This window comes from Streptomyces sp. NPDC028331 (assembly GCF_055565775.1).
In genome coordinates this window covers 258,767-279,017 of record NZ_JBVHTR010000006.1, presented here as the reverse complement: position 1 = coordinate 279,017, position 20,251 = coordinate 258,767, and the positions used below count along the sequence as shown (strand labels likewise).

Annotated in this window: 19 protein-coding genes; 11 read left to right on the top strand and 8 right to left on the bottom strand. The window is 71.6% G+C overall.

What is annotated here, in order from left to right; translation table 11 throughout:
- Window positions 1-116 precede the first annotated feature (116 nt).
- The gene (locus ACZ4SW_RS11270) at window positions 117-1,898 is read right to left on the bottom strand and encodes an ABC transporter ATP-binding protein (protein ID WP_468240975.1); all 1,782 of its coding nucleotides are present in this window, start codon (window positions 1,896-1,898) and stop codon (window positions 117-119) included.
- Entirely contained in the window at window positions 1,895-3,703 is a 1,809-nt protein-coding gene (locus ACZ4SW_RS11265) for an ABC transporter transmembrane domain-containing protein (protein WP_468240972.1), read from the bottom strand. Before ACZ4SW_RS11265 ends, ACZ4SW_RS11270 begins: the two co-directional genes overlap by 4 nt.
- Before the next feature lie 225 nt (window positions 3,704-3,928).
- On the opposite strand from ACZ4SW_RS11265, the gene ACZ4SW_RS11260 reads away from it, so the two are divergent.
- Window positions 3,929-4,744 carry a hypothetical protein gene (locus tag ACZ4SW_RS11260; protein WP_468240969.1) on the top strand — a complete coding sequence of 272 codons (816 nt, stop codon included), beginning with the start codon at window positions 3,929-3,931 and terminating at the stop codon, window positions 4,742-4,744.
- A gap of 112 nt (window positions 4,745-4,856) precedes the next feature.
- Here the strand turns inward: ACZ4SW_RS11260 and ACZ4SW_RS11255 are convergent, their stop codons facing one another.
- Window positions 4,857-5,345, bottom strand: a complete 489-nt coding sequence (locus ACZ4SW_RS11255) for a MarR family winged helix-turn-helix transcriptional regulator (protein ID WP_468240967.1) — start codon at window positions 5,343-5,345, stop codon at window positions 4,857-4,859.
- A 116-nt stretch (window positions 5,346-5,461) separates the two neighbouring features.
- On the opposite strand from ACZ4SW_RS11255, the gene ACZ4SW_RS11250 reads away from it, so the two are divergent.
- On the top strand, window positions 5,462-7,264 hold the full coding sequence (locus ACZ4SW_RS11250) for an ABC transporter ATP-binding protein (RefSeq protein WP_468240964.1): 1,803 nt from the start codon (window positions 5,462-5,464) through the stop codon (window positions 7,262-7,264).
- A gap of 19 nt (window positions 7,265-7,283) precedes the next feature.
- Here ACZ4SW_RS11250 and ACZ4SW_RS11245 read toward each other — a convergent pair whose 3' ends face one another.
- Window positions 7,284-8,363 carry an NAD(P)-binding domain-containing protein gene (locus tag ACZ4SW_RS11245; protein ID WP_468240961.1) on the bottom strand — a complete coding sequence of 360 codons (1,080 nt, stop codon included), beginning with the start codon at window positions 8,361-8,363 and terminating at the stop codon, window positions 7,284-7,286.
- 108 nt (window positions 8,364-8,471) lie between these two features.
- On the opposite strand from ACZ4SW_RS11245, the gene ACZ4SW_RS11240 reads away from it, so the two are divergent.
- Complete coding sequence (locus ACZ4SW_RS11240; RefSeq protein WP_468240958.1) at window positions 8,472-8,894, top strand: secondary thiamine-phosphate synthase enzyme YjbQ; 423 nt, start codon at window positions 8,472-8,474, stop codon at window positions 8,892-8,894.
- A gap of 99 nt (window positions 8,895-8,993) precedes the next feature.
- Here ACZ4SW_RS11240 and ACZ4SW_RS11235 read toward each other — a convergent pair whose 3' ends face one another.
- Window positions 8,994-11,156 (bottom strand): ATP-binding SpoIIE family protein phosphatase, encoded by a 2,163-nt coding sequence (locus ACZ4SW_RS11235; RefSeq protein WP_468240956.1) that lies wholly within the window; start codon window positions 11,154-11,156, stop codon window positions 8,994-8,996.
- 419 nt (window positions 11,157-11,575) lie between these two features.
- On the opposite strand from ACZ4SW_RS11235, the gene ACZ4SW_RS11230 reads away from it, so the two are divergent.
- The 5 genes from ACZ4SW_RS11230 to qcrB all read left to right on the top strand — a co-directional run bounded on the left by ACZ4SW_RS11230 (window position 11,576) and on the right by qcrB (window position 15,626).
- Window positions 11,576-12,253, top strand: a complete 678-nt coding sequence (locus tag ACZ4SW_RS11230; protein ID WP_468240954.1) for a HemK2/MTQ2 family protein methyltransferase — start codon at window positions 11,576-11,578, stop codon at window positions 12,251-12,253.
- A complete protein-coding gene (locus tag ACZ4SW_RS11225; RefSeq protein WP_468240951.1) occupies window positions 12,237-12,632 on the top strand; it encodes a CDGSH iron-sulfur domain-containing protein in 396 nt (131 codons plus the stop codon). Before ACZ4SW_RS11230 ends, ACZ4SW_RS11225 begins: the two co-directional genes overlap by 17 nt.
- The gene (locus ACZ4SW_RS11220; protein WP_468240948.1) at window positions 12,629-13,648 is read left to right on the top strand and encodes an iron-containing redox enzyme family protein; all 1,020 of its coding nucleotides are present in this window, start codon (window positions 12,629-12,631) and stop codon (window positions 13,646-13,648) included. Before ACZ4SW_RS11225 ends, ACZ4SW_RS11220 begins: the two co-directional genes overlap by 4 nt.
- Window positions 13,649-13,741: 93 nt before the next feature.
- Window positions 13,742-13,930 (top strand): hypothetical protein, encoded by a 189-nt coding sequence (locus ACZ4SW_RS11215; protein ID WP_468240946.1) that lies wholly within the window; start codon window positions 13,742-13,744, stop codon window positions 13,928-13,930.
- A gap of 157 nt (window positions 13,931-14,087) precedes the next feature.
- Complete coding sequence (qcrB, locus tag ACZ4SW_RS11210; protein WP_468240943.1) at window positions 14,088-15,626, top strand: cytochrome bc1 complex cytochrome b subunit; 1,539 nt, start codon at window positions 14,088-14,090, stop codon at window positions 15,624-15,626.
- On the opposite strand, the gene ctaF is transcribed toward qcrB, so the two are convergent.
- Window positions 15,556-15,945, bottom strand: coding sequence for an aa3-type cytochrome oxidase subunit IV (gene ctaF, locus ACZ4SW_RS11205; RefSeq protein ID WP_468240941.1), 390 nt, complete (start codon window positions 15,943-15,945; stop codon window positions 15,556-15,558). The genes qcrB and ctaF overlap by 71 nt on opposite strands.
- Entirely contained in the window at window positions 15,942-17,615 is a 1,674-nt protein-coding gene (gene ctaD, locus ACZ4SW_RS11200; RefSeq protein ID WP_468240939.1) for an aa3-type cytochrome oxidase subunit I, read from the bottom strand. The genes ctaF and ctaD overlap by 4 nt, the downstream gene beginning before the upstream one ends.
- A gap of 241 nt (window positions 17,616-17,856) precedes the next feature.
- Between ctaD and ACZ4SW_RS11195 the strand changes: the two genes are divergently transcribed.
- Both ACZ4SW_RS11195 and ACZ4SW_RS11190 read left to right on the top strand, forming a co-directional pair.
- Window positions 17,857-18,204, top strand: coding sequence for a DUF6479 family protein (locus ACZ4SW_RS11195; RefSeq protein ID WP_468240936.1), 348 nt, complete (start codon window positions 17,857-17,859; stop codon window positions 18,202-18,204).
- Between the two features lie 146 nt (window positions 18,205-18,350).
- The gene (locus ACZ4SW_RS11190; protein ID WP_468240934.1) at window positions 18,351-18,770 is read left to right on the top strand and encodes a CBS domain-containing protein; all 420 of its coding nucleotides are present in this window, start codon (window positions 18,351-18,353) and stop codon (window positions 18,768-18,770) included.
- An 83-nt stretch (window positions 18,771-18,853) separates the two neighbouring features.
- On the opposite strand, the gene ACZ4SW_RS11185 is transcribed toward ACZ4SW_RS11190, so the two are convergent.
- Window positions 18,854-19,258 carry a DUF5997 family protein gene (locus ACZ4SW_RS11185; protein WP_468240932.1) on the bottom strand — a complete coding sequence of 135 codons (405 nt, stop codon included), beginning with the start codon at window positions 19,256-19,258 and terminating at the stop codon, window positions 18,854-18,856.
- 59 nt (window positions 19,259-19,317) lie between these two features.
- Here ACZ4SW_RS11185 and ACZ4SW_RS11180 point away from each other — a divergent pair, with 59 nt between their 5' ends.
- Complete coding sequence (locus ACZ4SW_RS11180) at window positions 19,318-20,085, top strand: LysR substrate-binding domain-containing protein (protein WP_468240929.1); 768 nt, start codon at window positions 19,318-19,320, stop codon at window positions 20,083-20,085.
- Window positions 20,086-20,251 lie beyond the last annotated feature (166 nt).

The following is a 20,251-nucleotide window of genomic DNA, read 5'->3' as shown; positions in this document are numbered from 1 at the left end:
AGCAACAACGACCCCCCCCACCCCCTCCACCCCCCCCCCCCCCCCCCCCCCCCCCCCCCCCCCTCCCCCCCCCCCCCCCCCCCCCCCCCCCCCGCCACCTCGTCGGCTGCCCGGCGTCACCCGTGCCAGGAGCGCCACAGCGCCGCGTACGCCCCGTCGGCGGCGACCAGCGCGTCGTGGCTGCCCAGCTCGCTGATCCGCCCGTTCTCGACGACGGCGATGACATCGGCGTCGTGGGCGGTGTGCAGCCGGTGCGCGATGGCGACGACCGTGCGGCCGTCCAGCACACGGGCCAGGGAGCGCTCCAGATGGCGAGCCGCGCGCGGATCGAGCAGGGAGGTCGCCTCGTCCAGGACCAGCGTGTGCGGGTCGGCGAGCACAAGCCTGGCCAGCGCGATCTGCTGTGCCTGGGCCGGGGTGAGCGCCAGGCCGCCGGAGCCGACCTCCGTGTCCAGGCCGTCGCCCAGGGCACGCGCCCAGCCGTCCGCGTCCACCGCGCCGAGTGCGGCCCACAGGTCGGCGTCGACGGCGTCCGTGCGGGCCAGCAGCAGGTTGTCGCGCAGGGAGCCGACGAAGACGTGGTGTTCCTGGTTGACCAGCGCCACGTGCGAGCGCACCCGCTCGGCGGACATCTTGGACAGTTCGGTGCCGCCGAGGGTGATGCGGCCGTCCCGGGGTGCGTAGATCCCCGCGAGCAGCCGGCCCAGCGTCGACTTGCCCGCGCCGGACGGGCCGACCAGGGCGAGCCGGGTGCCGGGCGCGACCTCCAGGGAGACCTTGTGCAGCACGTCGACCCCCGCGCGGTAGCCGAAACGCACCTCCTCGGCCGCCACGTCATGGCCGTCGGGTGCCAGGGAGGCGTCGCCCGCGTCGGGCTCGATCTCACGGACCCCGACGAGCCGGGCCAGCGACACCTGGGCCACCTGCAGCTCGTCGTACCAGCGCAGGATCAGCCCCACCGGGTCGACGAGCATCTGTGCGATGAGCGCGCCGGTCGTGAGCTGCCCGATGTCGATCCAGCCCTGCAGCACGAACACTCCGCCGATCAGCAGGACCGAAGACAGGACGGTGACATGGGTGGCGTTGATGACCGGGAAGAGGACCGACCGCAGCCACAGGGTGTAGCGCTCCCACGCCGTCCACTCCTTGACCCGCCGGTCCGACAGCTCGATGCGCCGGTCGCCGAGGCGGTGGGCCTCGATGGTGCGCCCCGCATCCACGGTCTCGGCGAGGACGGCCGCCACGGCGGCGTACCCGGCGGCTTCCGAACGGTACGCGGACGGAGCGCGCCTGAAGTACCAGCGGCAGCCGACCACCAGCAGCGGTACCGCGATGAGCACGGCCGGTGCCAGCGGCGGGGCCGTGACGGTGAGGCCGCCGAGCAGCAGCACGACCCAGACCACGCCGATCGCGAGCTGTGGCACGGCCTCGCGCATCGCGTTGGCGAGCCGGTCGATGTCGGTGGTGATCCGGGACAGCAGGTCGCCCGTACCGGCCCGCTCCAGGACGCCCGGCGGCAGCCCCACCGACCGCACGAGGAAGTCCTCGCGCAGGTCGGCCAGCATGCGCTCGCCGAGCACGGCACCGTGCAGCCGCACCAGCCGTACGAAAACGGCCTGAACGACGAGCGCGACGACGAACAGCGCGACGGTGCGTTCCAGGTGGAGTTCCCGGGCGCCGTCCGAGACGCGTTCGACGAGCCCGCCCAGCAGGTAGGGGCCGGCCATCGAGGCGACCACGGAGACCGTGTTCACGGCGATGAGCAGCAGGAAGGCGCGGCGGTGCCGGCGGAACAGTTCGGCCACGTAGGCGCGTACGGTCGCGGGGGCGCCGACGGGCAGCGTGGTCGCCGTCGTCGGGGCCGCCGGGTCGTACGCCGGTGGCGCCACGCCGATCATGCGGTCTCCTCGATCTCTTCCAGGTCTTCCAGCTCGTGCAGTCCGGCCAGGACGTCGCCGCGATCGGCGGCCTCGTCGGCGGTCTCGCGGGTGACGACCGCGCGGTACCGGGGTTCGGCGTGCACCAGGTCGCGGTGCAGGCCGACCGCCGCGACCTCGCCCTCGTGCACCAGCACCACCCGGTCCGCTCGGTCCAGGAGCAGGGGCGAGGAGGTGAACACGACCGTCGTGCGGCCCTCCCGCAGCCGGCGGATCCCGTCGGCGATGCGTGCCTCGGTGTGCGAGTCGACGGCGGACGTCGGCTCGTCCAGGACCAGCACCTGGGGGTCCGTGATCAGGGACCGGGCCAGGGCGAGTCGCTGGCGCTGGCCGCCGGACAGGGACCGGCCGCGCTCGGTGATGCGCGCGTCCATCGGGTCGTCGGTGTCCGGCGCCCCCTCCACGAGGGCGTTCAGGACGTCACCGCACTGCGCGGCGGCGAGCGCCTCCTCGACGGCGACCGCACCGGAGGCGGGCACATCGAGCAGGTCGCGCAGGGATCCCGACAACAGCACCGGGTCCTTGTCCTGGACGAGGACGGCGGTACGGGCCGTCTCGAGCGGCAGCTCGTCCAGCGGAACGCCGCCCAGCAGGACCGAGGTGCCCTCCTCGGCGGGGTGCCCGCCCAGCCGTTCGGCCAGCGCGCCCGCCGCGTCCGGGTCGCCGCACACGACGGCGGTGAGCTGTCCCGCGGGGGCGAGCAGGCCGGTCCGCGGGTCGTACAGGTCCCCGGCCGGCAGGGTCGCCTCGCGTGAGCCCGCGGCGTCCGTGGCCCGCGCCAGCGACAGCACCCGGGCCGCACGCCGGGCGGACGGCCGGGAGAAGGAGTAGGCCATGGCGATCTCCTGGAAGTGCTGCAGCGGGTAGGTGAGCAGCATGACGGCGCTGTACACGGTCACCAGCTCACCGACCGCGATCCGCCCCTCATGGGCCAGCTGCACACCGCGCCAGACGACCGCGATCATCAGCAGGCCCGGCATCAGCACCTGGATCGCCGAGATCAGCGACCACATGCGGGCGCTGCGCACGGCCGCGGTGCGGACCTCCTGGGAGGCCCGGCGGTAGCGCTTCAGGAACAGTTCCTCGCCGCCGATGCCGCGCAGCACCCTCAGGCCCGCCACGGTGTCCGAGGCAAGCTCGGTGGCGCGACCCGCCTTCTCGCGCTGGACATCGGCGCGCCGGGTCGCCCGGGGCAGCAGTGGCAGCACGGTGAGTGCCAGCATCGGCACGCCCACCGCCACGATGACGCCGAGCGCGGGCTGGTAGACGACGAGCGCGACGCAGACGGCGATCACGGTGAGCGCGGCCGCACTGAACCGCGAGACGGCCTCCACGAACCAGCCGATCTTCTCGACGTCACCGGTGGAGACCGCGACGACCTCTCCGGCCGCCACCCGCCGGGTCAGGGCGGAGCCGAGCAGGGCCGTTCTGCGTGCCAGGAGCTGCTGGACCCGCGCGGCGGCTGTGATCCAGTTGGTGACCGCGGCGCGGTGCAGCATGGTGTCGCCGAGCGCGATGCCGGCCCCGCACAGCAGGAGCAGTCCGCCCGTCAGCGCCAGCCGCGCACCCGACCGGTCGACGACGGCCTGGACGGCGAGACCGACGCAGAACGGCAGCCCGCAGACGGACAGGAAGTGCAGCAGCCCCCACGCCAGGGACTTCAGTTGCCCGCCCAGTTGGTTCCGGCCGAGCCACCACAGGAATCGGGGACCCGAGCGTGCGTCGGGCACACCCGGGTCGGGGTACGGAAGGTCGTGAATCTGCATGACGTCCCAGTGGCTGGTGTCAGGGGAACGGGTGGCGGGGCAGGCCGGGGCGGTGTCTGCGGATCCGCGCCTGCCCGTGACAAGCCGTGACAGCCTCGCGTCGGAACAGCCTCAAAAGCAAACGGTTTTCCGGCTCGGCGGCGAGAACTGGCCCTGCCGTCGCGCGCGGCCGAATGGCAGACATCCGGAGGGAATGCCCTGCAAAGTGATGTGACGATATGACATATGCGAACAGATGGTGTGCGGGGTGTGGCAGTGGACGGGCGGGCGGTGGCGGTGGCCTGCGGTCTGCTGCTGATGTCCGTGTCGGGGTGCGGCGGTTCGACCGGGAAGAGCCATCCGGCGAGAGGTCCCGATCCGACACGGGACGGGCGGACTCTGCGCGGCGCTCCGGGGAACGGGGCCGGGAGGACGCCTGCCTCCGCGCCGAGGCCCATTCCGGGGGTCGGTGACGGGCTGTACCGGCGGATCCCTGATGGATCGCGCCAGGTGGTGGTGGTCTACGGCGACGACGCGGACTCGCCGGACTCCACGATCGTGCTCTACCTGAAGGAGGGCGCGGCCTGGAGGGAGTCGGGGCGCTGGCGTGGGCACAACGGGAAGGCGGGCTGGACGACCGACCACTACCTGGGTGATCTGCGCAGCCCGGTCGGCGTGTTCACGCTCAGTGACGCCGGGGGGCTCCTCGACGATCCGGGGACCAGGCTCTCCTACAGCCAGGGGAAGTCCTACGAGGTGCCGCAGGACTGGGGCGAGTCACACCGGAACGACTTCGACTACGTCATCGCCATCGACTACAACCGGCTCAGGGGCACCCCGCCCCACGATCCGACCCGCCCCCAGGGCGAGGCGAAAGGCGGCGGCATCTGGCTGCACGTGGACCACGCGGACGGCACGTTGGCCTGTGTCACCCTGCCCGAATCCGGTATGAGGCACCTGCTGCGCGCACTCGACCCGGACCAGGAGCCCGTGGTGGTGATGGGCGACAGAGCGCACCTGGAGACCTGGGAGCAACCGCAGGAACCGCCTGACGCCCAGTGAGCCGCATGCACCTGCCGGGCGGTTCCGCCGCGCACGAGCCTGTCGTGGCGAGGGGGCGGCTGCCGCGGAACGGGACGTCGCGCCCTGTGGCGGGCGGTTCAGGCACGCGGTATCAGCACCGGCGCTCCCCTTCGGCTGCGAGGTCCCGCGCGGCCGGCAGTGCGACGTCCTCGCCATCGATCAGTGTGGTGAGCAGATCGCCGAGGACCTCCCGCTGCCGGTCCGTCAACGGAGCGAGGATCTCCTCGGCCGCGGAACGGCGCGCGCCGCGCAACGCGCGCAACGCCTTGCGTCCCTCGTCCGTGACCTCTATCCGGATCACCCGCCGGTTGGTCGGATCCGGTACCCGGCGCACGTTGCCGCTCGCCTCCAGGCCGTCGACCAGTGTCGTCACCGCCCGAGGCACCACCTCCAGGCGCTCGGCCAGATCTGCCATGCGCGGCGGCGAGCCGAAGTGGGCGAGGGTGCGCAACAGCCGGGACTGGGCCGGCGTGATGCCCAGGTCGCACCGCTCCAGATGACGCTTCTGGATGCGGTGGACCCGACGGGTGAGCCGCAGCAGCTGCTCGGCGAGCAGGCTGTCCGGATCCGGGGTCGTCATGCGGGAACAATATCAGGACGCCGTTCATTGTGAACATAGGTAACAATGAGCTAGGATCCCGATGTCCGTTGCGACGCGTAACGACGCGTGCCGACGCCTCACCTCCGTAGGAGCCCATGCACCCCGACCAACCCACCTGGACACCGTCACCCGGCGGCTCACCCGAGCAGCCGCGGCAGGTCCGCCGCATCCTGAGACTCTTCAAGCCGTACGGCGGCCGGCTCGCGATCGTCGGCCTGCTGGTCGGCGCCTCCTCGCTGGTCTCCGTGGCCACACCCTTCCTGCTGAAGGAGACCCTGGACGTAGCGATCCCGCAGGGCCGCACCGGCCTGCTGACCCTGCTCGCCCTCGGCATGATCCTCAGCGCCGTCGTCACCAGCGTCTTCGGCGTGCTGCAGACCCTGATCTCCACCACGGTCGGCCAGCGCGTCATGCACGACCTGCGTACCGCGGTCTACGGCCGGCTGCAGCGCATGTCGCTCGCCTTCTTCACCCGCACCCGCACGGGCGAGGTGCAGTCCCGCATCGCCAACGACATCGGCGGCATGCAGGCGACGGTCACCTCCACCGCGACCTCCCTGGTCTCCAACCTGACCAGCGTGGTCGCCACCATCGTCGCCATGGTCGCCCTCGACTGGCGCCTCACCGTCGTGTCGCTGCTCCTGCTGCCACTGTTCGTGTGGATCAGCCGACGCGTCGGCAACGAACGCAAGAAGATAGCCACCCAGCGCCAGAAGCAGATGGCCGCGATGGCCGCCACGGTCACCGAGTCGCTCTCCGTCAGCGGCATCCTGCTGGGCCGCACGATGGGCCGCGCCGACTCGCTCACCCGGTCCTTCGAGCGCGAGTCGGAGAGCCTCGTCGACCTCGAGGTGAAGTCCAACATGGCGGGCCGCTGGCGCATGGCCGTGATCACCATCGTCATGGCCGCCATGCCCGCCGTCATCTACTGGACCGCGGGGCTGGCACTCCAACTCGGCGGCCCGTCCATCTCCATAGGCACCCTCGTCGCGTTCGTCTCGCTCCAGCAGGGGCTGTTCCGGCCGACGGTCAGCCTGTTGTCCACGGGTGTCCAGATCCAGACCTCGCTGGCGCTCTTCCAGCGCATCTTCGAATACCTGGACCTGCCCATCGACATCACCGAGCCCGACGAGCCGGTCCACCTCGACCAGGTCAAGGGCGAGCTCCGTTTCGAACACGTCGAGTTCCACTACGACGACAAGAGCGGTCCGGTCCTCCAGGACATCGACATCACCGTCCCGGCGGGCGCCAGCCTCGCCGTGGTGGGCCCCACCGGCTCCGGGAAGTCCACCCTCGGCTACCTGGTGCCCCGGCTCTACGACGTGACGAACGGGCGGGTCACGCTCGACGGCGTCGACGTACGCGACCTGGACTTCGACACGCTCGCCCGCGCCGTCGGCGTCGTGTCCCAGGAGACGTACCTCTTCCACGCCTCGGTCGCCGACAACCTGCGCTTCGCCAAGCCGGACGCCACCGACGAGGAACTGCACGCGGCAGCCAGGGCGGCCCAGATCCACGAGCACATCATGTCGCTGCCCGACGGGTACGACACGGTCGTCGGCGAGCGCGGTCACCGCTTCTCGGGCGGCGAGAAACAGCGGCTCGCCATCGCCCGCACCATCCTGCGCGACCCGCCGGTCCTCATCCTCGACGAGGCGACCAGCGCGCTCGACACGCGGACCGAGCACGCGGTCCAGGAGGCCATCGACGCCCTGTCGGCGAACCGGACGACGCTCACCATCGCGCACCGGCTGTCCACCATCCGCAGCGCCGACCAGATCGTCGTCCTGGACTCCGGACGAGCGGTCGAGCGCGGCACACACGAGGACCTGTTGGAACTGGACGGGCGCTACGCGGCCCTGGTCCGGCGGGACGCACAACTGGAGACCTCGAGCTGAGGGCCGACGGCCACCGGCCTCACGCCGCGGCGACCGGTTCCCCCGCGAGCAGACGCCTGATGTCCCGCACGGCCGTGCGTCCCGCCCGGTTGGCGCCGATCGTGCTGGCCGACGGGCCGTAGCCGACCAGGTGGATGCGCGGGTCCGAGACCACCCGCGTGCCCTCCACCCGGATCCCGCCGCCCGCCTCGCGCAGCCGCAGTGGCGCGAGGTGGTCGATCGCGGCGCGGAATCCGGTCGCCCACAGGATCACGTCCGCCTCCACATGCCGCCCGTCCTCCCACTCCACGCCGTCCGGCACGATCCGGTCGAACATCGGCTGCCGGTCCAGCACACCGTCGGCGATCCCCTGCCGGACCGCGTCGTTGAGCGGCAGCCCGGTCACCGACACCACGCTCCTCGGCGGCAGCCCCTGCCGCACCCGCTCCTCCACGAGCGACACGGCGGCCCGTCCCACCTCCTCGGTGAACGGCCCTTCGCGGAACACCGGCGGACGCCGGGTCACCCATGTGGTCGCGGCGGCGTAGGGGGCGATCTCCATCAGATGCTGGGTACCGGACGCGCCGCCTCCGACGACGACCACCCGCTGCCCGGCGAACTCCTCGGGCCCGGGGTACTGGGCCGTGTGCATCTGCCGCCCGCGGAAGGTCTCCTGGCCGGGATAGCGTGGCCAGAAGGGCCGGTCCCAGGTTCCCGTGGCATTGATCAGCGCCCGCGTCGACCAAGTCCCGGCCGACGTCTCGACGAGCAGCCGGCCCTCCACGCCCTCGCGTACGGCGCGTACATGCACCGGCCGCCGTACGCGCAGGTCGAAGGTGCGCTCATAGGTGTCGAAGTACGCGCTGACGACCTCCGACGACGGCCGCGCCGGATCCGCGCCCGTCAGCTCCATCCCCGGTAGCGCGTGCATCCCGTGCACCTTGCCGTAGGTCAGCGAGGGCCAGCGGAACTGCCAGGCACCACCCGGAGCGGGGGAGTGGTCGAGGACCACGAAGTCGCGCTCCGGCTCGAACCCGGTGCGCCGCAGGTGATAGGCGCTGGACAGACCGGCCTGCCCAGCGCCTGTGACGACCACCTCGACCTCATGTGTGTTGTTCACGCTTCCACCAACTGTGGGGCAGGCGTGGATCTTCCCGGCGAGGCGGCGTCCGCTCCCGGCAGACGACCTGCCGAGTGTGGGCAGAGTCGTGTGGGTGAGGATGAAGGTATGTCCGATGTCTTCAGCACCCGCGTCCTGCACATCGCCACCGGATCCTCGGAGACGGTCTACGACCTCACCCGAGAATGCGAGACCTTCCTCCGCGACGTGTCAGCGGGGCGGGACGGCCTCCTGAACATCTTCGTGCCGCACGCCACGGCCGGTGTGGCGATCATCGAGACGGGCGCCGGAAGCGACGACGACCTCCTGGCCGCCCTGCACACCCTGCTCCCCGCCGACGACCGCTGGCAGCACCGTCACGGCAGCCCCGGCCACGGTCGCGACCACGTCCTCCCGGCCCTCGTACCACCCCACGCGACCCTGCCGGTGATCGGCGGCCGGCTGGAACTGGGGACGTGGCAGTCGGTGTGCTTGGTGGACACCAACAAAGACAATGCCAACCGTCAGGTCCGACTGAGCTTCTTGGGCTGAGCAAGATCGTCACTGGGTCACGCCAGGTTCCTGCTGAAGAACTCCGTCCGTACCCTCGCCGCGCTCCCACATGCCGGCCGCTCCCGCCCCGCAGTCGCGTCACCTCGCGACCTCGGCCCAGACCACTTTGCCGGTGTCCGCCCACCGCACCCCCCACCGGGTGGTGAGCCTGTGCACGATGTGCAGGCCGCGACCGCCGTCGTCGAGGAGGGCGCCCCGGGCCAGACGTGGCCTGCCGTTGCCGGTGTCGCCCACTTCGCACAGCAGGCCCTGACCGCCCCTGATCAGCCGTACCGTGATGGGACCGGTGGCGAAGCGCACCGCGTTCGTGACCAGTTCGCTGACCAGCAGCAGCACGTTGTCCCGGGTGTCGTCCCTGGTGCGCCATCGCCGCAGCAGCGCGGAGACCTGCGCGCGGGCACGAGCTGGGGCGTCGTCGCGGGCGGGCAGCAGCCAGGTCGCGGTGTCCCCCTTGCGGTAGCCGATCATCCGCGCGAGCAGCAGAGCCACGTCGTCGCGCTGGCGCACGGGTGCCAGCGCCGAGACGACGTGCCGTGCGGCCTGCTGCAGGGCGTCCCAGGGGTGCACCCTGGACACGGCCTCGGCCAGCCTGTCGATGCCCTCGTCGATCGACACCGCCGGATCCTCCACCAGGCCGTCGGTGTAGAGGGCGAGCAGCGAGCCCGGGGGTGCTCCGAACGTGTGCACGTCGAACGGCTCCCGCAGCGCGAACTCGGCGCCCAGTCCGGGGTGAGGGTGGACCGCGAGCGGGCCCGCGTGCCCGTCCGGGGAGACCAGGACCGGGGGGAGGTGGCCGGCGCTGGACAGCGCCACATGGTGGCTGACCGGGTCGTAGAGGGCGATGCAGCAGGTCGACCCGAGGGCGCTGTATCCGGCCGTCAGCCCGGGGTCCGCGTCGTCCAGCAGCATCACGGTTTCGTCCAGATGCTCCAGTACCTCGTCGGGCCCGAGCCCCGCGGACAGCAGCGCGCGGGCCTCCATGCTCAGCTGGCCCATGGTTGCCGAGGCCCCCAGGCCGTGCCCGACGACGTCGCCGACCACCAGCGCGGTACGGCCGTCCGGCAGCGGAAAGCTGTTCACCCAGTCGCCGCCGACGCCCGCACTGTCGGGCGTGGCGGGCTGGTAGACGCTGGCGATCTCGATGGTGTCGCCGCCGGTCCGGGGCTGCAGCCGGCGCTGCAACGCCAGTACCTGGGTGTGCTCGCGCTGGTGCTGACGAGCCAGGTCGACGTGATGGGCGGTCCTGGCGACCAGCTCCTGCAGGTCGAACAGCTCGCTGTCGCGGAAGGGACAGTCCGCCCGCCGCCAGACCTCCGCCGCGCCCAGCACGACGGGCGGCGCGCCGTGCGGGACCAGCGGTATGCACGCCACACCCGCTGACCGGTCACCGGGCACCAGGGCACGCATCAACCGCGGACTGCCCAGGACCCGCTCGATCGCCTCCCGGTCGGGTATGACTATGGCCTGCGGGGCGTCGTCCGGCCGCACCGCCTGCGCCAGCAGGCGACTCGCGTCGCTGGGAAGATCGTCGCCCGGAGTCACGTAGCCGTCGGGCCACGCCCGGTCCGGCACCAGGGCCGCCCGCCGGAGTCGGATGCGCCCCTGCGCCTGCCCGGTCACTCCCTCGCCCGTCCACACGGCGCAGTCGAGGTCGACGGCGGCCACATCCCCCCAAGCCAGCAGGGACTGCGCCAGCGACTGCGCGGTCTCGTCGATGTCCAGCGAGGTGCCGATCGCAGTCTCGGCGGCGTACAGGTGCAGCCTCTTGGCCATGGCGATCAGCGAGACGGTCAGACCCTCCTGAGGCACCGCGGCGGGCAGGATGCTCAGCGAGACCACCAGCTCCGACCCGTCGGCGCGCCGCAGGCGCTGGATCCGGGCGACGTGCGCCTCACCGGTCTCCAGGACCTGCCGCAACCGCCGGGTGACCGTCGGTACGTCGCCGGGGGGCAGGAGATCGACGAAGGGGCTCCCGGCCACGGCGTCCAGACCCGCGAACACGGGGGCGTCCAGATTGCAGCGGGTGATTCTCAGGTCCCTGTCCAGGTTGACCGCGCCGAGAATCTGATCCTGATGGCCGGCTGCCGGGTTGTCGGGTCCGCGTTGGCGGGTGGTGCGGTCGTCCTGCGCGTCGGCGGCACCGGCGGCCGCTGCCGCTCCGCCGCGTGGGATGTAGCGCGCGAGAGCGCTGCTGACCAGGTCGAACGGCGAAGAGGACGAGGGCGACGGGGTGGAGTCCATGCGGCTCTCTCAGCAATCCCCGGCGCAGCGCCGGGGCCGTACTCGGACCCGTGCGACGGGGCCCCGAGATCCCCGACCGCACACCTCATTGAATAACACCGGGGGGTGCTTCGCCCACACCGGCGAAGCTCGCGATGAACGCGCACGGTGTCGTCGATCGACGCTGCGCGGTGAGATCTGCCGCGGCGGGCCGGATCCCCGGCGGGCCCTCCATGGTCAGCAGTCCCCAGACCCGGCGCGGATCGGTCATGGCGGCGCGGCCGCCGGTCCCGCGCCCGGCTGATCGCGGTATGCGCCCGGGGCGAGAAGGACACGTGTCGAGAACGTGCAGTGGGGGACTCGGGGTGCGCAGGCAGAAGATCCGCACCGGCCACGGTGGGCCGAGGCGGGCGCCTGTCTGTCGCCGCACGGAGGAGCCGATGACCGTCGAAACCCCCAGTCCGCCCCTTCCCGCCCCCGCGTGGACACCACCGGGTGTGTACCAGCCGCAGGAGGACACCTGGCTGCTGACCCGCGCCCTGCGCCGGGAGGAGATCACCTCCGGGACGGACGTCCTCGACCTGGGCACCGGCACGGGAGCACTCGCCCTGGAGGCCGCACGGCTCGGCGCGCGCGTCACCGCCATCGACATCTCCTGGCGGGCGGTGCTCGCCGCCCGGGTCAACGCGCTGCTGAGCGGGCAGCGCATCAGCGTGCGCCGCGGCGACCTCGTGGCGGGTGTGCCGGGGCGCCGTTTCGACCTGGTGGTCAGCAACCCGCCGTACGTGCCCTCACCCGATGCCGGGACTCCCCGGGGCGCCGCCCGCGCCTGGGACGCGGGCTGGGACGGGCGGCTGCTGCTGGACCGCATCTGTGACGCCGCGCCCGGGTACCTGCGCCCTCACGGCGTGCTTCTGATGGTGCACTCCGCGCTGTCCGGAGCGGAGGAGACCCTGGACCGTCTCTGCGCCGCGGGACTCAGCGCCCGGGTCACGGACCGCGTGCCCATCCCCTTCGGCCGGGTGCTGCGTTCCCGGCTGGCCTGGCTGCGGCAGCGGGGTCTGCCCGCCGACGACATGGTGGAAGAGCTGGTGGTCGTCCGTGCCGTACGAGAGTGAACGCGTTGTCCGCATCCGCGCCGACCGCGACGGCCCGCTGCTGGTAGAGGGCCCGGTGGAGGTCACAGGACCCGACGGGGACACCGTCGTCAGCCGGCGGTTCGTGGTGGCGATCTGCACCTGCCGGCGCAGTCGCACCTACCCCTGGTGCGACACCAGCCACCGCCGCCGTGGGAAACCGCCGGACGACCAAGAAACCGGGGGAAAGGAGCCGCCGGACGAGCGGCGAGCGGGGTGTGGAAGGACCCCGGTCGATCAGACCCCTGAACCCCCGGACGGTCAGGCCCCTGAACCCCCGGACGATCAGACACAGGACCGGGGGCGGGCCCCGGAACCAGATCATGCCCATGCCCCGAAAGGAAAGGAGCCGCGCGCGTGACGACCGGCCGACGTGAACCACGCCAGTTCAGCCCGCCGCTGCCGGTGCCCAGGGGCCCTCTCTCACACGCCGCGGTCAGCGCGCTGCGCGAGCGGGGCAGCCCGCTGTCGCTCGCCTCCCTGGCGGACAGCGACCCGTACGGCGAGGATCTGCAGTTGGCGTTGTACGTGCTGTACGAACTGCACTACCAGGGGTTCGACGGCGTCGACGACGACCACGAGTGGGATCCCGCCCTCCTGACCTTCCGCCGCGCCCTGGAGGACCGTTTCCTGGACGCCCTGCGCACCGACGTCCCCGTCGACGTCGGCGCGCAGGAGGCACTGGACGAACTCCAGGTCGAGCCCGTCGGCGACGACGGCAGGAGCGTCACCCACTTCCTGCGGAACGAGGGCGAACTGCGGCACCTCAGGGAGTACGCGGCGCTGCGCTCGCTGTACCACCTCAAGGAGGCGGACCCGCACGCCTGGGTGATCCCCCGGCTGCACGGCAGGGCCAAGGCGGCCATGGTGGCCGTCGAGTTCGACGAGTTCGGTGCGGGACGGGCCGACGAGATCCACGCGGGCCTCTTCGCGGACCTCATGGAGGACCTGGAGCTCAACACGACCTACGGCTACTACGTGGAGGCCGCGCCCGCGGACATGCTCGCCACGGTCAACCTGATGTCCCTCTTCGGGCTGCACCGCAGCCTGCGCGGCGCACTGACCGGCCATTTCGCGGCCGTCGAGGTCACCTCGTCCCCCGGGTCCCGCCGCCTGGCCGAGGCCATGCGCCGGGTGGGCGCCGGGGAGGCCGCCGCCCGCTTCTACGACGAGCACGTGGTGGCGGACGCCGTGCACGAACAGGTCGTGCGCCATGAGGTGGTCGGCGGGCTGCTGGAGAGCGAGCCCGGTCTGGAGGCGGACGTCGTGTTCGGCATCCGGGCCACCGGCTTCCTCGAGGACCGGCTCGGCGCCCACCTCCTCGAGGCATGGCGCGGTGGGGACACGGCGCTGCGCACGGGGGTCCTGGTCGCATGACGCGCCCGGATTCCCGGCGCCCGGACGGGGAACCCGCTCCGCGACAAGGGCAGGGACACAACAAGCACAGGGACACATCGGGAAGGAGTCGTCATGACCGATCACCGAGATGACGAAGAGTTCTACCAGCGTGACCGCCCGGCCCACCCGACCCTGGAGGAGGACCGGCCCCGCGGAGGCAAGGCCAAGGCGCCGGCGAAGTACCGCGCGTCGTGGACCACGGTGGCGATCGTCGTCGTGATCGTCCTGCTGGTCGTCCTCGGTATCGCCCTCTTCCCCTGAGAAGGGCCGGATGAACGCCGGTGCGGCCCTCGGCGGCCCGAGGGCCCGGCGGGCGGGTCGTGCGACGGATGGATCGGACAGCGAGAGGCGGAAGAAGGAGGCGTTCCGTGGACCAGGAGCGGTGTGAGAGGCCCGCCGACCACGCGGAGGAGGCACGGTGACGGCGGGGCACCGGCCACCGGCCCCGTCCGCCGAATCCGGGGCCCGCCGCCCGGGGGAGCGGTTCGTCGACGCCGCGGACGGCCGGCTGCCCGTGCTGGACGGCGGCGGACGACTGCTGCGCAAGGCCTTCCCCGAGCACTGGTCCTTCCTCCTCGGCGAGCTCGCGCTGTACAGCCTGATCGTGCTGATCGTGACCGGTGTGTGGCTGACGCTCTTCTTCAAGCCGACGATGCACGAGGTCGTCTACCACGGGCCGTACGTGCCGCTGGAGGGCACGCTCGTCTCGGAGGCGTTCGACTCGACCCTGCACATCAGCTTCGAGGTGCGCGGTGGCCTTCTCATCCGGCAGATGCACCACTGGGCCGCCCTGGTGTTCCTCTTCGCGATCGGGCTGCACCTGTTGCGGATCTTCTTCACCGGTGCCTTCCGCAGGCCCCGGGAGATCAACTGGGTCATCGGGGTCACGCTGTTCCTGATCGCCCTCGCCGAGGGCTTCGCGGGCTACTCGCTCCCCGACGACCTGCTCTCCGGCACGGGCCTGCGCATCGCCCAGGGCATCATGCTGTCCCTGCCGGTCGTGGGCACCTACGTCAGCATGTTCGTGTTCGGGTCCCAGTACCCCGGCGAGGACATCGTCTCCCGCCTGTACCCCGTGCACGTCCTGCTGCTGCCGGGAGCGCTGCTCGCCCTGGTCACCCTGCATCTGATCCTGGTCTTCCACCTCAAGCACACCCAGTGGCGCGGCCCGCGCGCGACCAACCGGAACGTCATCGGCAAGCCGCTGTTCCCGCAGTTCGCCGCGTCCTCCACCGGGCTGTCCCTCATGGTCTTCGGCGTGATCGCGCTGCTTGGCGGAGTCGCCCAGATCAACCCGGTGTGGACGTACGGCCCCTATCGGCCGGACCAGGCGTCGACCGGCTCCCAGCCCGACTGGTACGTCGGCTTCCTGGAGGGATCACTGCGACTCATGCCGCGCTGGGAGACGACCGTGGCCGGTCACACGATCATGTGGAACGTGCTGCTGCCGGGGGTCGTCCTGCCGCTGCTGCTGTTCGCCGTCCTGTACGCCTACCCGTTCGTCGAGCAACGGCTGACGGGGGAAAGGCACCGGGAACAGCACCTGTGCGACCGGCCGCGGGAACGCCCGGTGCGCACCGGGCTCGGCGTCGCCGGGATCACCTTCTACGGCGTCCTGCTGCTGGCCGGCGGCAACGACGTCGTGGCCGACACCTTCCAGATCTCGCTGAACACCCTCACCTGGACCCTGCGCATCGCCCTGGTGGTGGCCCCGGTCCTCGCCTTCACGCTCACCCGCCGGCTGTGCCACGCCCTGCTGGAGGCGGAGCAGAAGCGCCTGGCCGAGGGCGAGGAGACCGGGGAGGTGCGGCAGACCGTGGAAGGCGGGTACGAGAGCGGCCACGAACCGGTGACCGACTTCCGGCCGGGAGCGCCGAGGAAGCCGCTCAGCTCCCTCGAGTCGCGTACTGCAGCACCATCCCGAGAACACCCCGAGCCAGCACCCCGAGCCCGATGAGGAACAGCCACAGCCCGAAGACCACACCGGTCGCGGCGAGCGCGAAGCCGAGCGCCGTGACCACGGGCCACGGGCTGTGGGCCGGGAAGAACTCCAACGGACCGGCCGCGTCCATCACCTCGGCGTCCTTGCGGTCCTGGGGCCGCCGCCCCTTGCGCCGGTACTGGACGGCGCAGAAGAAGGCGACCAGGGCGGCCATCCCGAAGGCGATGACCAGGCAGGCCGTACCGGCCGGATCCCTCGACCAGACGCCGTAGAGGACGGCGGAGCCCGCGAAGAACACGGCGACGCCGCCGAAGAGCACTGCCTCGATCTTCACCGCGTTTCCTCCGGGAGAGACTGTCGCAGGGCCTGTGGATGGTGCAGCTCGAAGGCGGGCGAGTCGGACCGCACCCGGGGCAGCGCCACGAAGTTGTGGCGCGGCGGCGGGCACGACGTCGCCCACTCCAGCGAGCGGGCGTAACCCCAGGGGTCGTCTTCGGTGACCCGTTCGCCGTAGCGCCAGGTGTGCCAGACGTTGTACAGGAACGGCAGCGTGGAGATGCCCAGCAGGAACGCGCCCACGGACGAGAGCGTGTTCAGCAGGGTGAAGCCGTCGGCCGGCAGATAGTCGGCGTAGCGGCGGGGCATGCCCTCCGTGCCGAGCCAGTGCTGCACCAGGAAGGTGAGCTGGAAGGAGGGGAACAGCAGCCAGAAGTGCAGTTTGCCGAGCCGCTCGTCCAGCATCTTCCCGGTGAACTTCGGCCACCAGAAGTAGAAGCCCGCGAACATCGCGAACACCACGGTGCCGAAGAGCACGTAGTGCAGGTGCGCCACGACGAAGTACGAGTCGGTGACGTGGAAGTCGATCGGCGGCGACGCCAGGAGCACCCCGCTCAGGCCGCCCAGCAGGAACGTCACCAGGAAGCCGAGCGACCACAGCATCGGTGACTCGAACGACAGCGACCCGCGGTGCATCGTGCCGATCCACGCGAAGAACTTGATCCCCGTCGGCACCGCGATCAGGAAGGACATCAGGGAGAAGAACGGCAGCAGCACGGCACCCGTGGTGAACATGTGGTGCGCCCACACCACCGCCGACAACATGGTGATGGCGGTCGTGGCGCCGATCATCGGCACATAGCCGAACAACGGTTTGCGTGAGAACACCGGGAGGATCTCCGAGATCACCCCGAAGAACGGCAGCGCGACGATGTACACCTCCGGGTGCCCGAAGAACCAGAACAGGTGCTGCCACAGAATGGCGCCGCCGTTGGCCGCGTCGAAGATGTGGGCCCCGAACTTCCGGTCGGCTTCCAGCGCCAGCAGCGCGGCCGTGAGCACGGGGAACGCGGGCAGCACCAAGATCGAGGTGAACAGCACGTTCCAGGTGAAGATCGGCATTCGGAACATCGTCATGCCGGGAGCCCGCAGACACATGATCGTGGCGATGAAGTTGACCGCGCCCAGCGTCGTCGACACACCCGTCACCACCAGGCCCATCGTCCACAGATCGCCGCCGGCCCCGGGTGTGCGATAGGCGCTGTTCAGCGGGGCGTAGGCGAACCAGCCGAACGAGGCGGCCCCGGAGGGCGTCAGGAACCCGGACACCACCATCAGGCCGCCGAACAGGTACATCCAGTACGACAGGGCGTTCAGGCGGGGGAACGCCACGTCCGGGGCACCGATCTGCAGCGGCATCACCGCGTTCGCGAACCCGGCGAACATGGGCGTCGCGAAGAGCAGCATCATCACCGTGCCGTGCACCGTGAACAGCTGGTTGTAGAAGTCCTCGGACATGAACTGCAGGCCCGGACGGGCCAGCTCGGCCCGCATCGCCATCGCCAGCAGACCGGCGAAGAGGAAGAAGCAGAACGCCGTGACCATGTAGAGACGACCGATCACCTTGTGGTCGGTCGTCGTGATCCAGTTCAGCGCCGCCCGGCCGAAAGGGGACGGGGCGGTGGCCTTCCGCCGGAGATCCGCGGTGTATTCCGACAGCTCTGTCATCGTCCTCCTCCACGCGCCGTCTCCCGCGGCGTCACCCGTCGCACGGGCCGGACGGCACGCGGGCGCATCGCGGGTGCCCCCGTTCGGGTGGTGAAAACCGGTCGGGAGGGAGAAGGGACCACCGCGCCGCCCGGCCTTCCAGCAGGTCCGTCGGCTCCGGCGCCGTCACCGACGCCCGTGACCGGAGGGTTTATTTCCGGGAAGCGGGTACCCGGAGGCAATGCTGACGATCTCTCTTCAAATGGCCGCTTCTGATGCCGCCTGGGGCGTGCTCGGCGCCTTCGTCGGCGGTCTCCTCATCGCGGGAGCCCTGGTGTGGGCCGTCCGGCTCGGCATCAGGGTGCGGCGCCGGGAACCCACGCCGCCACACCCCTCCGAGCAGCCGACCCGGCCGGCCTCAGGACCCGTCATGGAGTCCCGGGAGGTCAGGGAGCCGAACGAGGTTCCGCGTGCCCAGGACGAGAGCGAGCGGCTCACCCCGCACCAGGTCCACGCCTCCGGCACCCGGCGCAGCGGGGACCAGAAACGGCCGCGCTGGAGCCCCGGCTCCAGCGGCTCCTTCGGCAGTGGAGGATCCGGCGCCACCTGACCGGAGACGACCGGTCCGGGCGGACCACCGCGGCGCGGGTCTCCCGCGCCGCGGCCGTGCAGGACCGCGCCCGTCGGGTACTCGGCGCCTGAGCGGCGGGGAGCGGAACCGCCGCCCTGCGGAGATCTGTGGAGAAGGGACAAGTGATGGCCCAGCACGTACGCGACATCATGACCGCCGAACCCGTCAAGGTGGAACCGCAGACGTCGCTGGCGACGGTGGCGCGGATGATGCGCGATCAGGACATCGGGGCCGTCCTCGTGACCGAGGGCGACCAGTTGCGCGGACTCGTCACCGACCGCGACCTCGTGGTGCGCGCACTCGCGGAGGGATCGGACCCGCAGGAGACCACGGTGGCTCGCGCCTGCAGCGAGGACCTGGTCACCCTGACTCCCGACGAGGACATCGACCGTGCGGTGCAGGTGATGCGTGAGCACCACATCCGCCGTGTCCCCGTCGTCGAGGGCGGAGAGCCGGTGGGGATCATCTCCCTCGGCGACCTGGCCGTGGAGCGCCAGCCGGAGTCGGCGCTCGGCGACATCAGCGCGGCCGAGCCGAACGTCTAGGACCGCGCATTCGAAAGAATCCGGGGCCGGGCATCAGCCCGGCCCCGGCGCCGCGCCCGGGCCCGCGGTGGGACGGGCCGACTTCAGGGCCGCGGACGACCGGCCTGTTCGGCGCGCTCGGCGTTCCGCTGCTTGATGCGCTCGGTCTCCTTGCGGACCTCGGCCTGAGTGGCGCGCTCCTTCTCCAGCCACTCGGGACGGTCCCTCTTCAGCGCCTCGATCTGCTCCGTGGTGAGCGCTTCGATGACACCGGCGCGCGCGAGGCCCGCGATGGAGACGCCGAGCTTCGCCGCGACCACCGGGCGCGGGTGCGGGCCATTGCGTCGCAGCTCCCGCAGCCACTCGGGCGGGTTGGCCTGGAGCTCGTTGAGCTCCGCCCGGGAGACGACCCCCTCCTGGAACTCGGCGGGGGTGGCGGGGAGGTACACACCCAGCTTCTTCGCCGCGGTGGCGGGCTTCATCGTCTGGGTGGTCTGCTGCGACTTCATGCTGTCCAGACTATCGGCCGGATTCAGGGCCCCGAGACCACGCCCGGTAACCTGGCGGGGTGACAGGCTCGGAAGCATCCCCCTCGTTCCGGCTCGCGTACGTCCCCGGGGTGACGCCCGCCAAGTGGGTGCGGATCTGGAACGAGCGCCTGCCCGACGTCCCCCTCACCCTCCTCCAGGTGCCGGCGGCCGAAGCGCCCGAGGTACTGCGCGGCGGCGAGGCGGACGCGGGGATCCTACGGCTGCCGGTCGACCGCACGGCGTTCAGCGCGATCCCGCTGTACACCGAGACCACCGTGGTCGTCGTTCCCAAGGACCACGTGGTGACGGCCGTCGACGAGGTGTCCTGCGACGACCTCGCCGACGAGGTCGTCTTCCACCCGCTCGACGACGTCCTGGGCTGGGAGCGGCCGCCGGGAGAGCCCGCCTTCGAACGCCCCGCCACCACCGAGGACGCCATCGAGCTGGTGGCGGCGGGCGTGGGCCTGCTCGTCGTCCCCCAGTCGCTGGCGCGGCTGTACCACCGCCGCGACCTCACCTACCGCCCGGTCGTGGACGCGCCCCAGTCGAGCGTCGCCCTGTCCTGGCCCGAGGACGCGACCACCGAGCTGGTGGAGGACTTCATCGGGATCGTGCGCGGACGGACGGTCAACAGCACCCGGGGCCGCACCCCCGCCCAGACCCCCGCCGACCCCAAGCGCCGAAGCACCGACGCGGCAGGGGCCCGGCGCAAGCCCGCGCCGGGTAAGTCGGCCGGCCGCACTCCCCGCAGCGGTTCCGGCGGCTCCAAGGCCGCCCGTCGCGGCAAGCCCCGTCGGCGGTCGTAGCCGACGTCCCCGCCGCGGGTAGGCCGGTGGCGGTACCGCACCGCCGCGCCCGCCACGGAGCCGCGGTCAGCGCAGCAGCGGCCCCGCCGCGACGGACGCCGGGTCGTCGGCCCGGGCGGCGGCGTACGGGACCGCGATGCATCGCATCCCGGCGGCGTGCGTTCTC